The 16,608-nt window shown below is 67.9% G+C and carries 16 protein-coding genes; 9 read left to right on the top strand and 7 right to left on the bottom strand.

All coding sequences use genetic code 11. The annotated features are described in order from the left end of the window. The first annotated feature begins 33 nt into the window (after positions 1-33). Together ACOKR1_RS20000 and ACOKR1_RS19995 are read left to right on the top strand one after the other, a co-directional pair. The gene (locus ACOKR1_RS20000) at positions 34-1,482 is read left to right on the top strand and encodes an MFS transporter (RefSeq protein WP_422934630.1); all 1,449 of its coding nucleotides are present in this window, start codon (positions 34-36) and stop codon (positions 1,480-1,482) included. After that, positions 1,469-2,668 carry an amidohydrolase family protein gene (locus ACOKR1_RS19995; protein ID WP_422934629.1) on the top strand — a complete coding sequence of 400 codons (1,200 nt, stop codon included), beginning with the start codon at positions 1,469-1,471 and terminating at the stop codon, positions 2,666-2,668. The genes ACOKR1_RS20000 and ACOKR1_RS19995 overlap by 14 nt, the downstream gene beginning before the upstream one ends. Here the strand turns inward: ACOKR1_RS19995 and ACOKR1_RS19990 are convergent. Further along, complete coding sequence (locus ACOKR1_RS19990) at positions 2,655-3,374, bottom strand: DUF4386 domain-containing protein (protein ID WP_422934628.1); 720 nt, start codon at positions 3,372-3,374, stop codon at positions 2,655-2,657. The genes ACOKR1_RS19995 and ACOKR1_RS19990 overlap by 14 nt on opposite strands. 112 nt (positions 3,375-3,486) lie before the next feature. Between ACOKR1_RS19990 and ACOKR1_RS19985 the strand changes: the two genes are divergently transcribed. Beyond that, positions 3,487-4,203: a TetR/AcrR family transcriptional regulator gene (locus ACOKR1_RS19985; RefSeq protein ID WP_422934627.1), complete on the top strand. Its 717-nt coding sequence runs from the start codon at positions 3,487-3,489 to the stop codon at positions 4,201-4,203. A gap of 4 nt (positions 4,204-4,207) precedes the next feature. Here the strand turns inward: ACOKR1_RS19985 and ACOKR1_RS19980 are convergent, their stop codons facing one another. Next, positions 4,208-4,909, bottom strand: coding sequence for a hypothetical protein (locus tag ACOKR1_RS19980; RefSeq protein WP_422934626.1), 702 nt, complete (start codon positions 4,907-4,909; stop codon positions 4,208-4,210). Between the two features lie 246 nt (positions 4,910-5,155). Between ACOKR1_RS19980 and adh the strand changes: the two genes are divergently transcribed. The 3 genes from adh to ACOKR1_RS19965 all read left to right on the top strand — a co-directional run bounded on the left by adh (position 5,156) and on the right by ACOKR1_RS19965 (position 8,368). Continuing rightward, positions 5,156-6,679, top strand: coding sequence for an aldehyde dehydrogenase (gene adh, locus ACOKR1_RS19975; RefSeq protein ID WP_422934625.1), 1,524 nt, complete (start codon positions 5,156-5,158; stop codon positions 6,677-6,679). A 262-nt stretch (positions 6,680-6,941) separates the two neighbouring features. After that, positions 6,942-7,964: an alcohol dehydrogenase AdhP gene (gene adhP / locus ACOKR1_RS19970; protein ID WP_422934624.1), complete on the top strand. Its 1,023-nt coding sequence runs from the start codon at positions 6,942-6,944 to the stop codon at positions 7,962-7,964. After that, the gene (locus tag ACOKR1_RS19965) at positions 7,964-8,368 is read left to right on the top strand and encodes a DUF779 domain-containing protein (protein WP_422934623.1); all 405 of its coding nucleotides are present in this window, start codon (positions 7,964-7,966) and stop codon (positions 8,366-8,368) included. Before adhP ends, ACOKR1_RS19965 begins: the two co-directional genes overlap by 1 nt. Before the next feature lie 100 nt (positions 8,369-8,468). On the opposite strand, the gene ACOKR1_RS19960 is transcribed toward ACOKR1_RS19965, so the two are convergent. Then, positions 8,469-9,821, bottom strand: a complete 1,353-nt coding sequence (locus ACOKR1_RS19960) for an MFS transporter (protein WP_422934622.1) — start codon at positions 9,819-9,821, stop codon at positions 8,469-8,471. A gap of 51 nt (positions 9,822-9,872) precedes the next feature. Beyond that, entirely contained in the window at positions 9,873-10,850 is a 978-nt protein-coding gene (locus ACOKR1_RS19955; RefSeq protein WP_415854527.1) for a LacI family DNA-binding transcriptional regulator, read from the bottom strand. 201 nt (positions 10,851-11,051) lie between these two features. On the opposite strand from ACOKR1_RS19955, the gene ACOKR1_RS19950 reads away from it, so the two are divergent. Beyond that, positions 11,052-11,453, top strand: coding sequence for an SRPBCC family protein (locus tag ACOKR1_RS19950; RefSeq protein ID WP_422934621.1), 402 nt, complete (start codon positions 11,052-11,054; stop codon positions 11,451-11,453). Positions 11,454-11,517: 64 nt separating this feature from the next. On the opposite strand, the gene ACOKR1_RS19945 is transcribed toward ACOKR1_RS19950, so the two are convergent. After that, entirely contained in the window at positions 11,518-12,690 is a 1,173-nt protein-coding gene (locus tag ACOKR1_RS19945; protein ID WP_422934620.1) for an AAA family ATPase, read from the bottom strand. A gap of 253 nt (positions 12,691-12,943) precedes the next feature. Between ACOKR1_RS19945 and ACOKR1_RS19940 the strand changes: the two genes are divergently transcribed. Both ACOKR1_RS19940 and ACOKR1_RS19935 read left to right on the top strand, forming a co-directional pair. Continuing rightward, on the top strand, positions 12,944-14,380 hold the full coding sequence (locus tag ACOKR1_RS19940) for a flotillin family protein (RefSeq protein ID WP_422934619.1): 1,437 nt from the start codon (positions 12,944-12,946) through the stop codon (positions 14,378-14,380). Between the two features lie 8 nt (positions 14,381-14,388). Further along, on the top strand, positions 14,389-14,631 hold the full coding sequence (locus ACOKR1_RS19935) for a hypothetical protein (protein WP_422934618.1): 243 nt from the start codon (positions 14,389-14,391) through the stop codon (positions 14,629-14,631). 56 nt (positions 14,632-14,687) lie between these two features. Here ACOKR1_RS19935 and ACOKR1_RS19930 read toward each other — a convergent pair whose 3' ends face one another. Further along, complete coding sequence (locus ACOKR1_RS19930) at positions 14,688-15,143, bottom strand: SRPBCC family protein (RefSeq protein ID WP_422934617.1); 456 nt, start codon at positions 15,141-15,143, stop codon at positions 14,688-14,690. Between the two features lie 107 nt (positions 15,144-15,250). Then, positions 15,251-16,603: an MFS transporter gene (locus ACOKR1_RS19925; RefSeq protein ID WP_422934616.1), complete on the bottom strand. Its 1,353-nt coding sequence runs from the start codon at positions 16,601-16,603 to the stop codon at positions 15,251-15,253. Positions 16,604-16,608: the final 5 nt, after the last annotated feature.

Raw genomic sequence — 16,608 nt, 5'->3', positions numbered from 1 at the left:
AGATCCATATCAACGACGATAGGAAGGCCTCCCATGGCCCCGGAAAGCACCCGATCCCTCCTGGCCCGCATGGACGACATGCCGGTCGGGCGCCCCCACCTGAGACTCGCCCTCATCGGCGGCCTCGGCCTCATGTTCGACGGCATGGACGGCTCGCTCGTCTCCTACATCATGCCGATCATCCGTCCCCTGTGGCACCTCGACGGCGCCCAGACGGGGCTCATCGGCAGCTCGCTGCTCATCGGCATCTTCATCGGCTCGATCGCCGCCGGAGTGCTCGGGGACCGCATCGGGCGCCGCCGCGTCATGATGTACGCCCTTGCGCTCTACGCGATCGCCTCGGCCGTCGCGGCGACCTCCCAGAACTGGGAATTCTTCTTCTCGATGCGCGTCATCGCGGGCATCGGGATCGGGGCCGAATCGGCGATCATCCCGACGTTCATCGCCGAGTTCATCCCCAAGGCCCGCCGAGGGCTCTTCGTGGGCGCCGTCGCGGGCTTCTTCGCGTTCGGCTACATCTGCGCGGCCTTCATCGGCACGACCCTCGTCGCCGGCCTGCACGACGGCTGGCGCATCAGCCAGCTCGTGACCGCCGTTCCGATCCTCATGCTGCTGTGGTGGCGGCGTGCCCTTCCCGAGTCGCCGCGCTGGCTCCTCACGCGCGGCCGCGCGGCCGAGGCGACCCTCATCGTGGACGGGCTCGAGAACGGGAAGCTCGTGCGCACGGCCCGCGGCCCGGTGGAAGCGCTCGGGGACACGCCGCCGTCGTCCGCCCTCAAGCGGCCCACGCTCTTCCGCCACGCCGACCTCTGGAGGCACGGCAACGCGCGGCGAACGGCCGTCCTGTGGCTCCTCTGGATCGCGGTCACGTTCTCCTTCTACGGATTCTTCACGTGGATCCCCTCGCTCCTCGTGGGCCGCGGCATGCCCATTGCGAGCAGCTTCACCCTCTCGCTCATCATGACGATCGCCCAGATCCCCGGCTACTACAGCGCGTCCTACCTCAACGAGCGGTTCAGCCGCCGCATCACGATCGCGGCCTACCTCGCGGGCGGCGCGGCCTCGGCCCTGCTCCTCTCGCAGGCACCGTCCGAGGCGATGGTCGTCGTGTGGGGCTCGTGCCTCTCGTTCTTCATGAACGGCTGCTACGCGGGCCTCTACGCGTACACGCCCGAGGTCTACGGGACCGAGCTCCGTGCAACGGGCATGGGCACGGCCTCGGCCGTCGGGCGGATCGGCGGGATCGTCGCGCCGATCCTCATCGGTGTGGCCTTCTCGTCCCTCGGCTTCGCGGGCGTGTTCGCGATGATCATGGTCGTTCTCGGCGGCGCCGCCGTCGTCGTCCTCGCGCTCGGAATCTCGACGCGCGGGCGCTCACTCGAGGACATCGCCGCGGGTGCGGCGGTCGCCGAGCGGGGCGGCGTAGTGGTCCGCGGAGGCAGCGCAGAGCGGGAAGCGAGCGGAGACCGTGGGCGTCCGTAGGGAGCCGGGCGCCGCAAAGGCGCCCTCCGCGATCGTCCTCCGGGATGCGCGGATCCTCGACCCGGAGACGGGCGACGTCGGGACGCCCCGCACGATCGTCACGCGCGGCGGGCTCGTCGAAGAGATCTCTGTCTCGACCCGCACCGTCCCCGATTCCGCCGAGATCTCGCTCGCAGGCCTGACCGTCCTGCCCGGCCTCATCGACGCCCATGTCCACGTGACCCAGGCCTCGGGCGACTTCGGGGAGATCCTCTCCTGGACGCCGAGCTACCACGCCGCCAGGTCGGCCCTCGTGATGCACGAGATGCTGCTGCGCGGGTTCACGATGGTGCGGGACATGGGCGGGGCGGACATGGGGCTCGCCCGCGCGGTCGAGGAGCGGCTCGTCACCGGACCGCGTCTCAAGGCCGGTGGGCCGATCTTCGCGCCCACCGGCGGCCACGTCCTCACGCGGGTGTGTGATGGGGAGGTCGAGCTCCGCCGAGCCCTCCGCGCCGAGTTCCGCGATGGCGCCGACCACGCGAAGCTCACGCTCTCGGGCGGCGTGGTCTCGAAGATGCGCATCGAGGCGCTCGGTTTCTCGGACGCCGAAGTGCTCGCGGCGGTGGACGAGGCGCACCTCGCCCACCGCTACATCGCGGCGCACGTCTACACGGCCCAGGCTGTTTCCCGGGCCCTCCGCCTCGGCGTGCGGACCATTGAGCACGGAAACCTGCTCGACGACGAGTGCCTTGAGCTCTTTCGCGAGACCGGGGCCTATTACGTCCCGACGCTCGCCACGTATTGGGCGATCCTGTCCGGCCGGACCGGCCATGGGCTCGACGCGTCCAAGCGGGCCGCGGTCGAGGACATCTTCGAACGCGGGCTCGAGTCCGTCTCGCGGGCCGCCGCGGCCGGGGTCAAGATCGGCTACGGAACGGACCTCCATGGCGAGGGCCTCGCGATCCAGCTCGAGGAGTTCGCGCTGCGGGCGCGGGTCCAGGAACCGCTCGACGTGATCCGTTCCGCGACGCTCGTCGGCGCGGAGATCGTGGCCGAGGAGGGCCGCGCGGGCATCATCAGGGAGGGCGCCCGCGCCGATCTGATCGCGGTCGACGGCGACCCGCTCGCCGACATGGGGGTGCTCGACGGAGGGGATTCGCTGAGGCTCATCGTGGCCGACGGGGACGTTGTCAAGGCGCCGTGACTTCGGCGGCTCCAGGCGCGGGCGTGCGCTCGGGCCCGGCCGCGGGCTCCCGGAACCCGCGGATCACGAGGAACAGCGCGAGGCTGACTTCCCACGCGAAGACCGGAATGGCGGCGAGCGCCGCGATGGGCGAGGCCTGCGGCAGAAGCCCGAACATCTGGGCCAGGCCCGAGGCGAACACGAGTGGGCCGCCGGCGAGCCCGAGGAGGGGAATGAAGCGCGGCACGAGGCCGGAGCGGAGCAGGACGGCTGCGAGCACCACGGTATTGACGCCGCAGACGAAGCTCGGCCCGATCAGGAACGTCCAGTTGTGGAGCGACGCGAGGGTCTGGACGAGATCGGCGTTCCGCCCCGCCCCGCCTGGCGACTGAACGAGGCTGACCGCCGCCACGAGTGGCGTGACCCCGACCGCGATGATCGCTGCCTCGAGCGTGCGCAGCCCCGCGTAGCCGAGGGCCATTCCCTCGTTGACCCGCTTGATCACGGGGAAGAACGCGACCCCGGTGCCGACAATCGCGAGGCTGAGGACCACCTCGAGGAATCCGCCGGCGAGCGCCCGCCCGCCCACGCCCGGACCCGCCAGATAGTCCGCGTAGGCGGTGCTCGCGAGCACGGGGCCGTAGAGCGCGAGCCCCGCGACCGACGTGACGTGGGTGGTGAGGTAGAGGGCGCCGATGACGATAGCGCTGCGCCGAGTGGGGGCCATGTCAATCCCGTTCCTTGTCCTAGGTGTACGGCGTACACCTCTCGTGGACTGACGATAGGTGTACGACGTACACTTGTCAATCACGGTGTTGCAGGGTTCAAGGGAGTGGGTCGTGACGACGACGAACGACGGCGCGCAGCGGCAGCCGCTCAGCCGCGAGCGGGTGCTCCGCACCGCCGTCGCCCTCGCCGATGAAGCAGGCCTAGAGGCCATCAGCATGCGCAAGCTGGCGCAGGCGCTGGGCGTGGTGCCGATGGCGCTCTACAAGCACGTCGCCAACAAGGAGGAGCTCCTCGACGGAATGGTCGACGCCGTCGTGAGCGAGATCGATCCCCCTCGGGAGGGCGCGGACTGGAAGGCGGCCGTGCGGCGGCGGATCCTGTCCGCCCGCGCCGTCATGCTGCGGCACCCGTGGGCGAGGCGCGTCATGGAGGCCCAGGCCGCCCCGACGCCGATCGTCCTCGCGTACACCGACTCGATGATCCGCACCTTTCTCGCGGGGGGAATCTCCGCCGACCTGGTGCACCACGTCATGCACGCACTGGGCAGCCGGGTCTTCGGCTTCACCCAAGAGCTCCACGAAACGAGCCCGACGGCGCCCGCGGACCTCACGCCCGAACAGGCGCAGTACATGATGGCCACGTTCCCCGGAATCGTGGCGGTCGCAACAAGCCGCGCCCACGACCCGGGCAGCGTCGTGGGCCCCGGCTGCGACGACCAGTTCGAGTTCGAATTCGGGATCGACCTCATGCTCGACGGCGTCGAGCGGCTTCACCGCAGGGGCTGGCGGTCGAGCGACCACGATCGCGAGGCCGCCCCGGTCCTGTAAGCCCTCAGGCTGTCTCCTTGGTCCTCACCGCCTCGAAGACGGTCGTGACCGGCGGCAGAGGATCGCTGAAGTCGATGCCGAAAGCCTCGCCTGCCTGGCTCTTGAAGTAGGTCGCGAACTCGGACGCGTGGGCCGCGAACTGTCGGTTGGTTTCGGCAGGATCGGGCGCCTCGAAGTAGACGCTCGCGAAGTCGCCCATCGGGGTCGCGATGATGTACGCGCGATGCAGCGTGACCCCAAGATCTCGGTTGAGGGCCTCCCACCCTTCCTTCTGGGCGCCGGAAGTCTCGCCGCTGAGAGCGCGCAGCAGATCGGTCTTCCCCGGCTGGATCGGCACCGAGAACCCCAGGCCGGGGTGCCGCGGTCCGCCGGGCTCCGAATACTCGAGCCACTGCTCGCCTTCTGGGGCTGAGGCTTCCGCGAGGTCGATGCCGTGGGCGTTCTTGATGTGCTCGCGCAGCAGTTGCGCTACCTCGGAGGGGTCCTCGATTTGACTTTGGAAGGAGCGTTCGATCGAGTCTGCCTCCTGATAGGTGGTGACCACGTCCCCCATGGGCGTCGTCATCTGGTACACGCGGACCAGGCTCAGGGTGCCGTTGGCCAGGAAGTCCTGCAGCCCAGGATGCTCGGCCAGCTTCGCGCCGACCTCGGCGGGCGCCGCCTCCTTGCCGGGAAGGACAGGAGAGGGGAATGCTAACGAACCCATTGTGCTTACCTCCGGTTCAGAGAATCCGTCAGAGGCCGCCAGGCAGAGCGGGTGGCGGCGGGAACCTCGCGGGGTGCGGCCTCAGCATCATTGCGCGCTCAGCGGGCGGTCCTGTCAACGCTTCGAGTGCCAAATCTGTGACCCGGACCACACCACTGCAACCACGCCGCAACCCACAGACTTCTACGCTCGTCGCAACGCCGGCACCACCGGCCCCGCAAGGGAACCAGAGACAAAGGAGTCGCCATGACCGTCTACGCGCAGCCGGGCACCGAGGGCAGCAAGGTCACCTTCAAGGACCGGTACGAGAACTTCATCGGCGGCGAGTGGGTGGCCCCGGTCGCGGGCCAGTACTTCGACAACGTCACCCCGGTCACGGGGCAGGTGTTCTGCGAGGTCGCCCGCTCGCAGGCCGCGGACGTCGAGCTCGCCCTCGATGCCGCGCACAAGGCCGCCCCCGGCTGGGGCAAGACCTCGGTCGCGGAGCGCGCGCTCATCCTCCACCGCATCGCGGACCGCATCGAGGAGAACCTCGAGCTTCTCGCCGTCGCCGAGACGTGGGACAACGGCAAGCCCGTCCGTGAGACGCTCGCCGCGGACCTGCCGCTCGCCGTCGACCATTTCCGCTACTACGCCGGCGCCATCCGCGCCCAGGAGGGCTCGCTCTCCCAGATCGACGAGACGACCACGGCGTACCACTTCCACGAGCCGCTCGGCGTCGTCGGCCAGATCATCCCGTGGAACTTCCCGCTCCTCATGGCCACGTGGAAGCTGGCCCCCGCGCTCGCGGCGGGCAACGCGGTGGTCCTCAAGCCCGCGGAGCAGACCTCGGCGAGCATCCTCGTCCTCGCCGAGCTCATCCAGGACCTCCTCCCGGCCGGCGTGCTCAACATCGTCAACGGCTTCGGCGTCGAGGCGGGCAAGCCCCTCGCGTCGAGCCCGCGCATCCGCAAGATCGCGTTCACCGGGGAGACCACCACGGGCCGCCTCATCATGCAGTACGCCTCGCAGAACCTCATCCCGGTGACGCTCGAGCTCGGCGGCAAGAGCCCGAACCTCTTCTTCGACGACGTGGCCGACGCCGACGACGCCTTCTACGACAAGGCCCAGGAAGGCTTCACGCTCTTCGCGCTCAACCAGGGCGAGGTCTGCACGTGCCCGTCGCGCGCGCTCGTCCAGGAGGGCATCTACGAGAAGTTCCTCGGCGACGTCGTCGAGCGGACCAAGAAGATCAAGCAGGGCAACCCGCTCGACACCGAGACGATGATCGGCGCGCAGGCCTCGAACGACCAGCTCGAGAAGATCCTCTCCTACATCGAGATCGGCAAGGCCGAGGGCGCGAAGGTCCTCACGGGCGGCAAGCGCGCCGAGCTCCCGGGCGAGCTCGCGGGCGGCTTCTACGTCGAGCCGACCATCTTCGAGGGCACCAACACGATGCGGATCTTCCAGGAGGAGATCTTCGGCCCGGTCGTCTCGGTCGCGAAGTTCGCCGACTACGACGAGGCCCTCGAGATCGCCAACGACACCCTCTACGGCCTCGGCGCCGGCGTCTGGAGCCGCAACGGCAACGTCGCGTACCGCGCGGGCCGCGAGATCCAGGCCGGGCGCGTATGGGTGAACAACTATCACGCCTACCCCGCGCACGCCGCGTTCGGCGGCTACAAGTCCTCCGGCATCGGCCGCGAGACCCACCTCATGATGCTCGAGCACTACCAGCAGACCAAGAACCTCCTGGTCAGCTACAGCGAGAACAAGCTCGGGTTCTTCTAGGCCCCGCCTTCTAGGCCAGAACCGAGGCGAGCGGACGACGGCGGGTGGGCGCCGCCGTCGTGCGCTGGGCCGCCGTCGTCCGCTGGGCCGCCGTCGTCCATCCCGCCGCCAATGGATTCCGACCATGATTGGCGGCCAAACCCGGAATCGTGCCGCGTGTCGCAGCGAATCGCCGCACCGCCGCAGGCAATTCCGGTCGGAATCTGCGCCGCTACCTCACCCAACCCCACCCTCCCGCCCGACCATGCAAAGGAGCATGACCATGACGAACACCTTCAAAGCCGCTGTCGTCCACGCCTTCGACCAAGAGCTCAGCGTCGACGAGCTCGAGATCCCCACGCCCGGCCCAGGGCAGGCGCTCGTGAAGCTCATCGCGAGCGGCGTGTGCCACACCGACCTCCACGCCGCGAAGGGCGATTGGCCCGTCAAGCCCAAGCTTCCGCTTGTTCCGGGGCACGAGGGAGTCGGCACGGTGGTGGCGCTCGGCGAGGGCGTGACAGATCTGGCGGTGGGCGACGTCGTGGGCAACGCCTGGCTGTGGAGCGCGTGCGGAACCTGCGAGTTCTGCCGCACCGGCTGGGAGACGCTGTGTGAGCAGCAGTCCAACGGCGGGTACGGCGTGGATGGCTCGTTCGGGCAGTACATGCTCGTCGACACCAAGTTCGCCGCGCGCATCCCCGAGGGCTCCGACCCGTACGAGATCGCGCCCGTCCTGTGCGCCGGCGTCACGGTGTACAAGGGCCTCAAGCAGACCGAGGTCCGGCCGGGACAGTGGGTCGTGATCTCCGGCATCGGCGGGCTCGGGCACATCGCCGTACAGTACGCCGTCGCGATGGGGATGCGTGTCGCCGCCGTCGACGTCGCCGACGAGAAGCTCGCCCTCGCCCGCAAGCACGGCGCCGAGGTGACGGTCAACGCATTCGCCGAGGACCCGGCGTCGGCCATTCAGGCGGCGACCGGCGGGGCGCACGGCATCCTCGTGACCGCCGTCCACCCGGCCGCGTTCGGTCAGGCGATCGGGATGGCGCGCCGCGGCGGCACGATCGTCTTCAACGGCCTCCCGCCGGGGGACTTCCCGGCGCCGATCTTCGACATCGTGCTCAAGGGCCTCACGATCCGCGGATCGATCGTGGGCACACGGCAGGACATGGTTGAGGCGCTCGAGTTCTACGCGCGCGGCCAGATCCACCCGACGTTCCACACGCGGGACCTCGAGGAGATCAACCAGGTCTTCGACGAGATGCACCACGCGAAGATCGACGGCCGTGTGGTGATCAGGTACTGATGGACACATCCCGAGCCCCGGCGCTCAGCGCCCGGCCGGTGCGCCCGCGGGAGGACTTCTCGCGGGTCGCGCTGACCGCGGCGGCCGCGGAGCTGCTCGACGAGCTGTGGGAGCGGCATGGACCGCTCATGTTTCACCAGTCCGGCGGCTGCTGCGACGGCTCCGCGCCCATGTGCTACCCCGCGGGGGAGTTCCTCACGGGCGACGCCGACGAGCAGCTCGGCGTCTTCGACCTCCCCGGGCGCGGCGAACTGGGGTTCTGGATGTCGAAGGAGCAGTTCGCGTACTGGTCGCACACGCACCTCACGGTCGACGTCGTGATTGGCCGTGGGAGCGGGTTCTCGCTCGAGGCGCCCGAGGGCAAGCGCTTCCTCATCCGGAGCGAGATCCTGGACATCCCGTAGGGGACGAGACCCCGCAACGCGGGGGACGGGACCCCGCAACACCAGCATGCGTTGCGGGGTCCCTGGCACCCGGTTGCGGGGTCCCTGGCCTGGCAATTCTCTACTTCGAGCCGCGGACCTTGTTGCCGAGCTCGTGGATCGGCGTGCGGAATGTCTCGCGGGCCCAGATGGCGCCGATGAGCGCGAGGACAGAGGAGCCTGCCACGATCCAGGCGGCCGGGCCCCAGTTGGACGGGACGCTCCCGACCAGCGCGGTGCCGAGCAGCGGCGTGAAGCCGGCGCACAGGATGCCGATCTGGAGGCCGATCGCCATGCCGGAGTAGCGGACGCGGACGTTGAAGAGCTCCGCGAACCAGGCCGGGTAGATGGCGTTCGACATCGCGTAGGTGCCGGCGGTGATGAGCGTGCTCGTGAGGAAGACGAGCGGAACGTTCTTCGTCGAGATCGACGAGAAGTAGATGAAGATCAGGATGCCCGAGCCGATGATCCCGGAGATGAAGAGCGGCTTCCGGCCGAAGCGGTCGGCGAGCATCGCCGCGAGGGGCTGCGTGGCGATCGCGACGACGTTGCCGAGGATGCTCACCCACAGCATGGTCGACGTCGGGATGCCCACCGAGACGGCGTACGCGAGTCCGAAGGACTGCATGAACGTGTTCGTCACGGTCTCGAAGGACATGAGGGCGACCTGGAGGAACTGCGGAGTGTGCGTCTTGAACATGTCCGCGACGGGCAGCTTGACCAGGTCGTGCTGCTCGGCCTTCTCCTCGAAGACCTCGGGCTCCTCGAGCGAGCGCCGCACGACGTAGGCCACGATGAGCACGATGATCGAGCTCCAGAACGGGATGCGCCAGCCCCACGCGAGGCGGTCGGCCTCGCCCATCGCGGCCACCGGGAGGAACACGAGCGAGGCGAGCACGATGCCCGTGGAGATGCCGCTCATCGCGAACGAGGGGAAGAACGCGCGCCGGCCCACGGGCGATTCCTCCATGGTCAGCGCGGACGCGCCAGCGGTCTCCGCCCCAGCCGAGAGGCCCTGGAGGAGGCGCAGCACCACGAGGAGGATCGGTGCGACGTAACCGGCGGCGTGGAAGTCCGGGAGCGCGCCAATGAGGAACGTCGCCCCGCCCATGAGCACGAGCGTGAGGACGAGGGTGTTCTTGCGTCCGATGCGATCGCCCAAGTGGCCGAAGAAGACCGCGCCGAACGGCCGGGCGACGTAGGCCACGCCGAACGTCGCGAAGGATGAGATGAGGGCGACGGTCGGGTTGCCCGAGGGGAAGAAGATCTTCGAGAACACGAGCGACGCTGCTGTCGCGTAGACGAAGAAGTCGTAGTACTCGAGGGCGCCGCCGAGGAAGGCCGCGAGGGCCGCCTTGCGGGCGCGCTTGAGGCGGCGCTCCTGCTCCTCGAGGGTCGTGACGTCGGGATCGACGATCCCGCTGAACTTGGCCATGGCTCGCCTTTCGGTGCGGACAGGTGAAGTGTGAAACGGAGGAAGGGGGCTTCAGCCCACGAGGGCTGGGGCGGGCGCGGTGCTGGCGCGCACGATGAGGTCCCCCGAGAGGTGGACCGTGTTGGCCGGGCGGGCCGGATCAGCGATCCGCTCGGTCAGCAGGCGGAGGGCAACGGCGCCCCCGCGTTCGTAGGGGGTGTTGACGGTGGTCAGCGCGGGGCGAGAGGCGGACGCGAGCCAGATGTCGTCGAAGCCGATGACGCTCATGTCGCTTCCCGCCTTGACCCCGCGGTCCGCGAGGCGGTTGATGCAGCCGAACGCCATGAGATCGTTGTGGGCGATGACGGCGGTGACGGGCTCGGCGAGGACGAGGTCCGCGGCGCGCACTCCGGCGGCGTACGTCGGCTCCGCGTGCGTGAGCACGACGAGCGTGCAGCCGAGGTGGTCGGCGGCCTCCTCCGCGGCGGCGAGGCGCACCCGGCTCGAGTAGTTGTCCTCCCGGCTCGCGAGGTACGCGATGCTGCGGTGGCCGAGCGCGGCAAGGTGCTCGACGGCTTGGCGCGCGCCTTCCGGAGCCGAAAGGACGACGGCGGGCAGCCCCTCCGCGACGTGGTTGATGAGGACCACTGGGGAGACGGCGTCGAGTGCGCGGAGACGCTCGGCATCCATGCGCGGGGCAAAGACGAGCGCGCCGTCGACGCGCCCGATGATCCGCTCAAGCTCCTCGGCGTCGGCCTCGGGATCGTCCTCGCCGTCGACGACGAGCAGCGAGAACGATTGGCGGCGGCACGCGGCCTGGATCGCCTTCACGAGCGGCGGGTAGTAGGGGTTGGCGATGTCCGGGATGAACAGCGCGATGGTTCCGGTGGCCTCGGCCTTCGGCGGTGCCGGGTTGTAGCCGAGCTCGGTGGCGACGGCGAGGATGCGCTCCCGGGTCTCGGCGTTGACCGAGTCGGGGCGAGTGAACGAGCGCGACACGGTGGACTTCGAGACGCCTGCTGCCTGAGCGATTTCGGCAATGGTCGTCATCGGAACCTCCTTGTTCGCCGTTCGAGCTGTGGTCGCCATCACAGCGACCTCATCAGAGTGACATCGTTTCTGCAACAAGTCAATACGTTGCTGCAACCGCCGAGCGACGCTCTCGTGCTCTCGCTGCGCTGGGCCGCCAAGTCCAGGGACCCGCGCGTGCGGGCGTGGGCCGGACCACTCCACGCGGCATACGCTCGTCCCATGTCTAAATTCCGCCATCTGGACGTTGAAATCGCGGTGCCGCCGCGCGCCGTCGTCAATTTCGCCGGCGACCCGGTGAACCTGCCGCGCTGGGCCGCTGGGCTCGCCGCAGGCATCGAGAACGACGGCGGGAGATGGCTCGCGCGGTCGCCGATGGGCGCCGTCGAGGTTCGGTTTGTGGGCGATGCCAGCTCTGGCATCCTCGACCACGAGGTGGTCCTTCCCCGCGGCGAGGCGGTGCTCAACCAGTTCAGGATTCTTCAGGACGGCGAGTACAGCCTCGCGGTCTTCCATCTCTGCCGCGCCCCCGGAGTCACGGATGAGGCCTTCGCCGCGGACGCCGCCGCGGTCCAGGGCGACCTTGAGACCCTGCGGGAGATTCTCGAGGGACGGGTCCTCTAACCCCACAGGTCCGAATGCGAGGCTGAGTGCCTGGGCACGGCGACCCTGCACGCGAGGTATCTGCTCAGTCGGTGCTCGGCTGCCTTGCGATGAATCCCGCCATTCCTGGCACCGTGAACGCGACGATGCCGTGTTCAGGGGCGTAGACGAGACCTTTGGCAATGAGATTGGCGCGAAGCGGCCCGAAGCTTGCAGGCTTCCGACCGAGACGGGCGGCGATTGTCCCCGAGGAACTTCCTGCGTCTCCGTCGTCGGCCATGGCGCGGAGGTAGTTCTTCTCTGACGGAGTCGCGCGGTCCCAACGGGCGCGGAAGAACCCGTTGTCCAGAGTGGCCCGTCCGGCTGCGGCTCCGACGCGGGCATCGTCGTACGTTATGGCCGCCTCCAGGGCAGCGTTCCACGTGTCCTGCCCGAACTGCTGGAGGAAGTACGGGTACCCGGCCGATTCCTCAACAATGAGCTTGACTGCACTCGGCTCCCACCGGACGTTCTCCGAGGCGGCGGGGTCGGTGAGCGCTTCGGACGCAGCGTCTCCGTGGAGTTCCTCGATTCGCTCGTACAGGAATCGCTCCGCGTAGGACTTGGCTTCGGCGAGCACGCGCGGCAGGCTCGGCAGGCCCGCGAAGGCGAACAGAACTCTCCATTCGTCCTGCGCCGCGGCATGGGCGATCGCGCAGATTGCGACAAGTTCCTCCTCGGCGAGGTCCTGCGCCTCGTCGATCAGTATCGCCAGCCCAACGCCCTCTTCCTCGGCCGCTGCCGCGAGGTCGTGGACGAGCTTCCGGAGGTCAGTTTCCAGCACTCCGGTGTCCGCTCCGCCTCCCGGGGCCGAGGCCGCTTCAAGGCCGAAGTTCCATATGCCGTTCGCGTCGTACGAGGCTTTGAAACTCAGGGCTGTCCTCAGCGCGATGAGCAGGCGCCTACCGGCAGAGGGCCTTGCAAGATCGGCCAGCGGGGCGTGCAGCGTCTCCCCGAGCGATTCCCTGAGCGACTTACCAGCTCCCGCCTCGACCTGGGCGGTGATCCAGCCGCGTTCGGCGGCCGCCCGACGGAAGTTGGACAGCAATACGGTCTTTCCGACGCCCCGAAGTCCGTAGAGTACGAACGGCTGCGAGGACCTCCCCCGCTCGATGCGCTCCAAGGCAACGCGCCAGCTCGAGCGGGGAGCGTCGCGCCCCACCAAGGCGGCCGGCTGACGGCCCGCCCCCGGCGAGTACGGATTGCGTACTGGGTCCATGTCACGTCCTTCTGTACCAAAATCTACTTGAGTATAGCGAAACGCTAGACGCATGTAGATATCGGTAGACTCTACGGGCGCTGCCGCTGCGGACGTGCGTGTGCGGCCTGAGGCGCGGACACCGATGCCGGAAGCGCATGCTTGGAGATGGCGGAGCCCAGCGCTTTGCACGCGAGTTGCTGGACTGCTGGATCACAGCGCAGCAGACTGACTACAGGAGCCGCTTGAGTGCTTGCCGTTGAAAGGACAGTCAATGTTCGATCCGTTGGTCTACGTCCCGATTCTTGTGACTGTAGTGGGCGTAGTCGTCGCCGTTGCCGTCGTGAGGCTGCTCATCAAATTGATGTGGAAGGTGGCGGAACCGAACGAGGCGTTGATCATTTCCGGCCTGACCCGGGGAAGTGTGGACACCAGGGATGGCATGGACTTCAAAATCGTCACCGGGAAGGGCGCCCTGGTAGTTCCCGGGCTCCAAACGGTCAGGACTTTGTCCCTGACACTGAACGAAACAGAGCTCCAGGTCAACTGCGTGACCTCGCAAGGTATTCAGGTGATTGTGGAGGGCGTGGTGATCTACAAGATCGGTGACGCTGCGCCTTTCATCGCGAACGCCGCGAGGAGGTTTCTCGGGCAGCAGCCCAAAATGGAGAGCCAGGTCTACAACGTTTTTGAAGGTCACCTGCGCTCGATCATTGGCAGCATGACCATGGAAGAAATCATCCGTGAGCGCGACAAACTCGCTTCCTTGGTCCGCAGTGCCAGTGGCACGGAAATGGAAAAGCTTGGCCTCGTGGTTGATTCCCTCCAGATAAAGGATCTTCAGGACCCCACGGGCTACATCCAAAACCTCGCCAAACCGCATATTGCCCAGGTCAAGATGGAGGCCCGAATCGCCGAGGCCACGAGGAACCGCGAAGCCGCGGAAAAGGAGGCCGAAGCCGCGGCGCAGATTGCCGATGCCCAGAGCCTTTCCGCGATTAGGCAATCGGCGGCCCAGGCCAATGCGGAGACTGCTCGGGCCAACGCTGCCCAAGCGGGTCCGCTGGCCGATGCCACGGCGCGGCAGAAAGTCGTGGTCCAGGAAACTGAGGTAGCGAAGCTGGAGGCCGATCGCGAGGAGCAGAAGCTGCAGACGTCCGTTCGCAAGCCCGCCGATGCCAAGGCTTACGCCCTGCGCACGGAGGCGGAAGCCCAAAAGGCCGCCGATATCAGCGCATCCGAGGCACGGGCACGCCGCACGGAACTCGAGGCCCAGGCGAATGCCCGCAAGGTGGAGGTCGAAGCCCAGGCCAACGCCAACGCTGCGGCGGCCATGGCGGGGGCCACAAAGATCACGGGTGAAGCCGAGGCGGCTGCCACGAAGGCTCGCGGTGATGCCGCGGCCTCCGCTGTGAAGGCGAAGTCATTGGCGGAGGCGGACGGCATCAAGGCGCGCGCTGAGGCGCTCGGGACCAACCAGGAAGCGGTGATCTCCCAGCAGCTTGCGGAGAACATGCCTGCGATTGTGGCGGCGGCTGCCGAGCCCTTTGCCCATGTTGATCAGCTGACGGTCCTGAATGGCGGAGAAGGGCTCAATAGCATGGTGGGTGGGATTCTGGCCCAAGTGGGCAATTTCCTGCCTTCGATCACCGGGGCGCTCAAGAACGGCAAAGTGACGCCGGCGCGTCCCACCAAGGCTCCCGATGCGTAACGAACCCGATGCACAAGGACGTTGACCGTAGCCTTACCGGCAAGATCGGACGGGTGACCGGGCGGATAGGGCCGGGCACGGTCGGAGAGGTCATGTTGCCTTTCCGCGGCGGCACGAGCGCCTTCCACGCGCACCCCTTCGACAGGACCAGTGTGTTCAATGTGGGTGACGAGGTTCTGGTCATCTACTACGAGCCACCCCAGACGGTTTTCGTCGAGGAACTGCCGGACGTGCTGAGGGAAGCCGAATGAGCACCTGAGGGCAGCCGGATGGCCGCCCTCGGCCCGTTTCCCGGTAGTAGCCGGCATCACCTGGTTTCTAAGCTGGCCTTCAGGTACTCGTTCCGCTGCAGAATGAGTTTCGGCATGTAGCGATTGAGCACGGCTGCCTCCGCAATGGCGCCGAGGGGGCCGAGCGGGGCCGCGAATTCGACGACGTCGCGCATCACTGTGCCGCTCGCGCCGTCGTTCTCGAAATAGTGGGCGTGATGCCAGCGCCTAAATGGCCCGCGCACCTGCTCGTCGACGAAGAAGTTGGGGGCCTCGCACGCGGTGATGAGTACGCGCATCCGCCACTGGATCCCGAAGTGAGTCGCCCGCCATGTCACCGAGTCGCCGAGCTTCAGCTGGCCAGCGGTAACGCCCCCGACCGCACGTTCCCCCGAATCGGCCATGGAGCCCAGATGGGTCTCGACATCGAGCGAGGCTTCGAAGACGCGTTCCGGTGGAGCGGCCAGGCGCGTGACGACATCAAATCGGTTCACGGCGCCCCCTCGTCCATCACGCTGGTCATGGGCTAGTTAAACACGGCGCCGCCAGACTCGCCCGCGGGAGCGGACGAACCTGACGGCGCTGCCGCAGAAGCACAGGCTTACTGCGCGGTGGCAACCTTCGGCGCGGCCGAGGCAGCGTGGATGGCCTCCGCCTCGGCGTCGATCTGCGCGAGCGTCTTGTGCGCGGTCTCCTTGGCGGTGAGCGCCGCGCCGGCCGCGATGAGGCACGCGATGATCGTGAACCACGCCACGGGAACCCAGCCGTCGGCGCCCTTGCCAGCGATCGCCGCCGTGATGGTCGGCGCGAAGCCCGCGATGGCGAAGCCGACCTGGGTGCCGATGGCCATGCCGGAGAGGCGGACCTTGGTGGGGAACATCTCGGAGAAGAACGCCGGGAAGATCCCGTTCTCGGCCATGTAGAGGATGCCGGACATGAGGATCGCGACCCCGAAGATGGCCGCGTAGTTCCCGCTGACGATCGCCGGCATGTAGAGGAACATGGCCGAGCCCGAGCCGAGCACGCCGATGATGAACACGGGCTTGCGGCCGATCTTGTCCGCGAGGAGGGCCCACAGCGGGATCGTGACGAGCGAGAGCAGGTTCGTCGTGACACCGACCCAGAGCATGGTGCCCTTGTCGAGGTGGACCGTGCTCGTCGCGAACGCGAGGGCGTACACGCCGTAGATGGTCGAGACCGTCGAGACGAGCGCGCAGAGGGCCACGCGGATCACGGCCTTCCAGTGGTGTCGGAACAGGATCGCGAGCGGCGCCTTGGCGACTTCCTGGGTCGCGGCCTCCTCCTTGAAGACGGGCGTCTCGGTGAGGCGGGCACGGATGATCAGGCCGGCGATCACCACGAGAGCGGAGATCCAGAACGGGACGCGCCAGCCCCACGAGAGCAGCTGGTCGTTCGGGAGCGCGGAGACCGGAATGAAGACGGCGGCCGCAATGACCTGGCCGAACTGCGTGCCGGCGAGCGTGAAGCTCGTGAAGAAGCCGCGGCGGTTGTCGGGGGAGTGCTCGAGCGACATCGACGTGCCGCCGGACTGCTCGCCGGAGGCGGAGAAGCCCTGGAGGAGACGGAGTGCCACGAGGAAGACGGGGGCCCACACGCCGATCTGCGTGTACGTGGGCAGGCAGCCCACGAGGAACGTCGAGATGCCCATGAGCAGAACGGTGCCGATGAGCACGTTCTTGCGGCCGAACTTGTCACCCCAGTGGCCCATGAAGAACGCGCCGATGGGCCGGGCCACGTAGCCGACGCCGAACGTCGCCATGGAGAGCAGGATGTCCACGCCGGGCGCCGCGTTCGGGAAGAAGATCTTGTTGAACACGAGGGCGGCGGCGGTGCCGTAGATGAAGAAGTCGTAGTACTCGAGGGCACTTCCCACCCAGCTCGCGATCGCGGCGCGAACCGGGGTCTTCTGCGGGGCAGCGGATGCTGTGGTCATGGGGG

Origin of the sequence: Sinomonas sp. P47F7 (assembly GCF_049332655.1) — a bacterium.
Classification (GTDB): Bacteria; Actinomycetota; Actinomycetes; order Actinomycetales; family Micrococcaceae; genus Sinomonas.
Note: the sequence above shows the minus strand (reverse complement) of the source record. Positions and strands in the feature narration are given on the sequence as shown.

Excerpts from the sequence above, each read along its gene's own strand:
- ACOKR1_RS20000 (WP_422934630.1), top strand. The coding sequence starts at position 34 with ATGGCCCCGGAAAGCACCCGATCCCTCCTGGCCCGCATGGACGACATG.
- ACOKR1_RS19990 (WP_422934628.1), bottom strand. The coding sequence starts at position 3,374 with ATGGCCCCCACTCGGCGCAGCGCTATCGTCATCGGCGCCCTCTACCTC.
- ACOKR1_RS19980 (WP_422934626.1), bottom strand. The coding sequence starts at position 4,909 with ATGGGTTCGTTAGCATTCCCCTCTCCTGTCCTTCCCGGCAAGGAGGCG.
- adh (WP_422934625.1), top strand. The coding sequence starts at position 5,156 with ATGACCGTCTACGCGCAGCCGGGCACCGAGGGCAGCAAGGTCACCTTC.
- adhP (WP_422934624.1), top strand. The coding sequence starts at position 6,942 with ATGACGAACACCTTCAAAGCCGCTGTCGTCCACGCCTTCGACCAAGAG.
- ACOKR1_RS19965 (WP_422934623.1), top strand. The coding sequence starts at position 7,964 with ATGGACACATCCCGAGCCCCGGCGCTCAGCGCCCGGCCGGTGCGCCCG.
- ACOKR1_RS19960 (WP_422934622.1), bottom strand. The coding sequence starts at position 9,821 with ATGGCCAAGTTCAGCGGGATCGTCGATCCCGACGTCACGACCCTCGAG.
- ACOKR1_RS19955 (WP_415854527.1), bottom strand. The coding sequence starts at position 10,850 with ATGACGACCATTGCCGAAATCGCTCAGGCAGCAGGCGTCTCGAAGTCC.
- ACOKR1_RS19950 (WP_422934621.1), top strand. The coding sequence starts at position 11,052 with ATGTCTAAATTCCGCCATCTGGACGTTGAAATCGCGGTGCCGCCGCGC.
- ACOKR1_RS19945 (WP_422934620.1), bottom strand. The coding sequence starts at position 12,690 with ATGGACCCAGTACGCAATCCGTACTCGCCGGGGGCGGGCCGTCAGCCG.
- ACOKR1_RS19940 (WP_422934619.1), top strand. The coding sequence starts at position 12,944 with ATGTTCGATCCGTTGGTCTACGTCCCGATTCTTGTGACTGTAGTGGGC.
- ACOKR1_RS19935 (WP_422934618.1), top strand. The coding sequence starts at position 14,389 with ATGCACAAGGACGTTGACCGTAGCCTTACCGGCAAGATCGGACGGGTG.
- ACOKR1_RS19925 (WP_422934616.1), bottom strand. The coding sequence starts at position 16,603 with ATGACCACAGCATCCGCTGCCCCGCAGAAGACCCCGGTTCGCGCCGCG.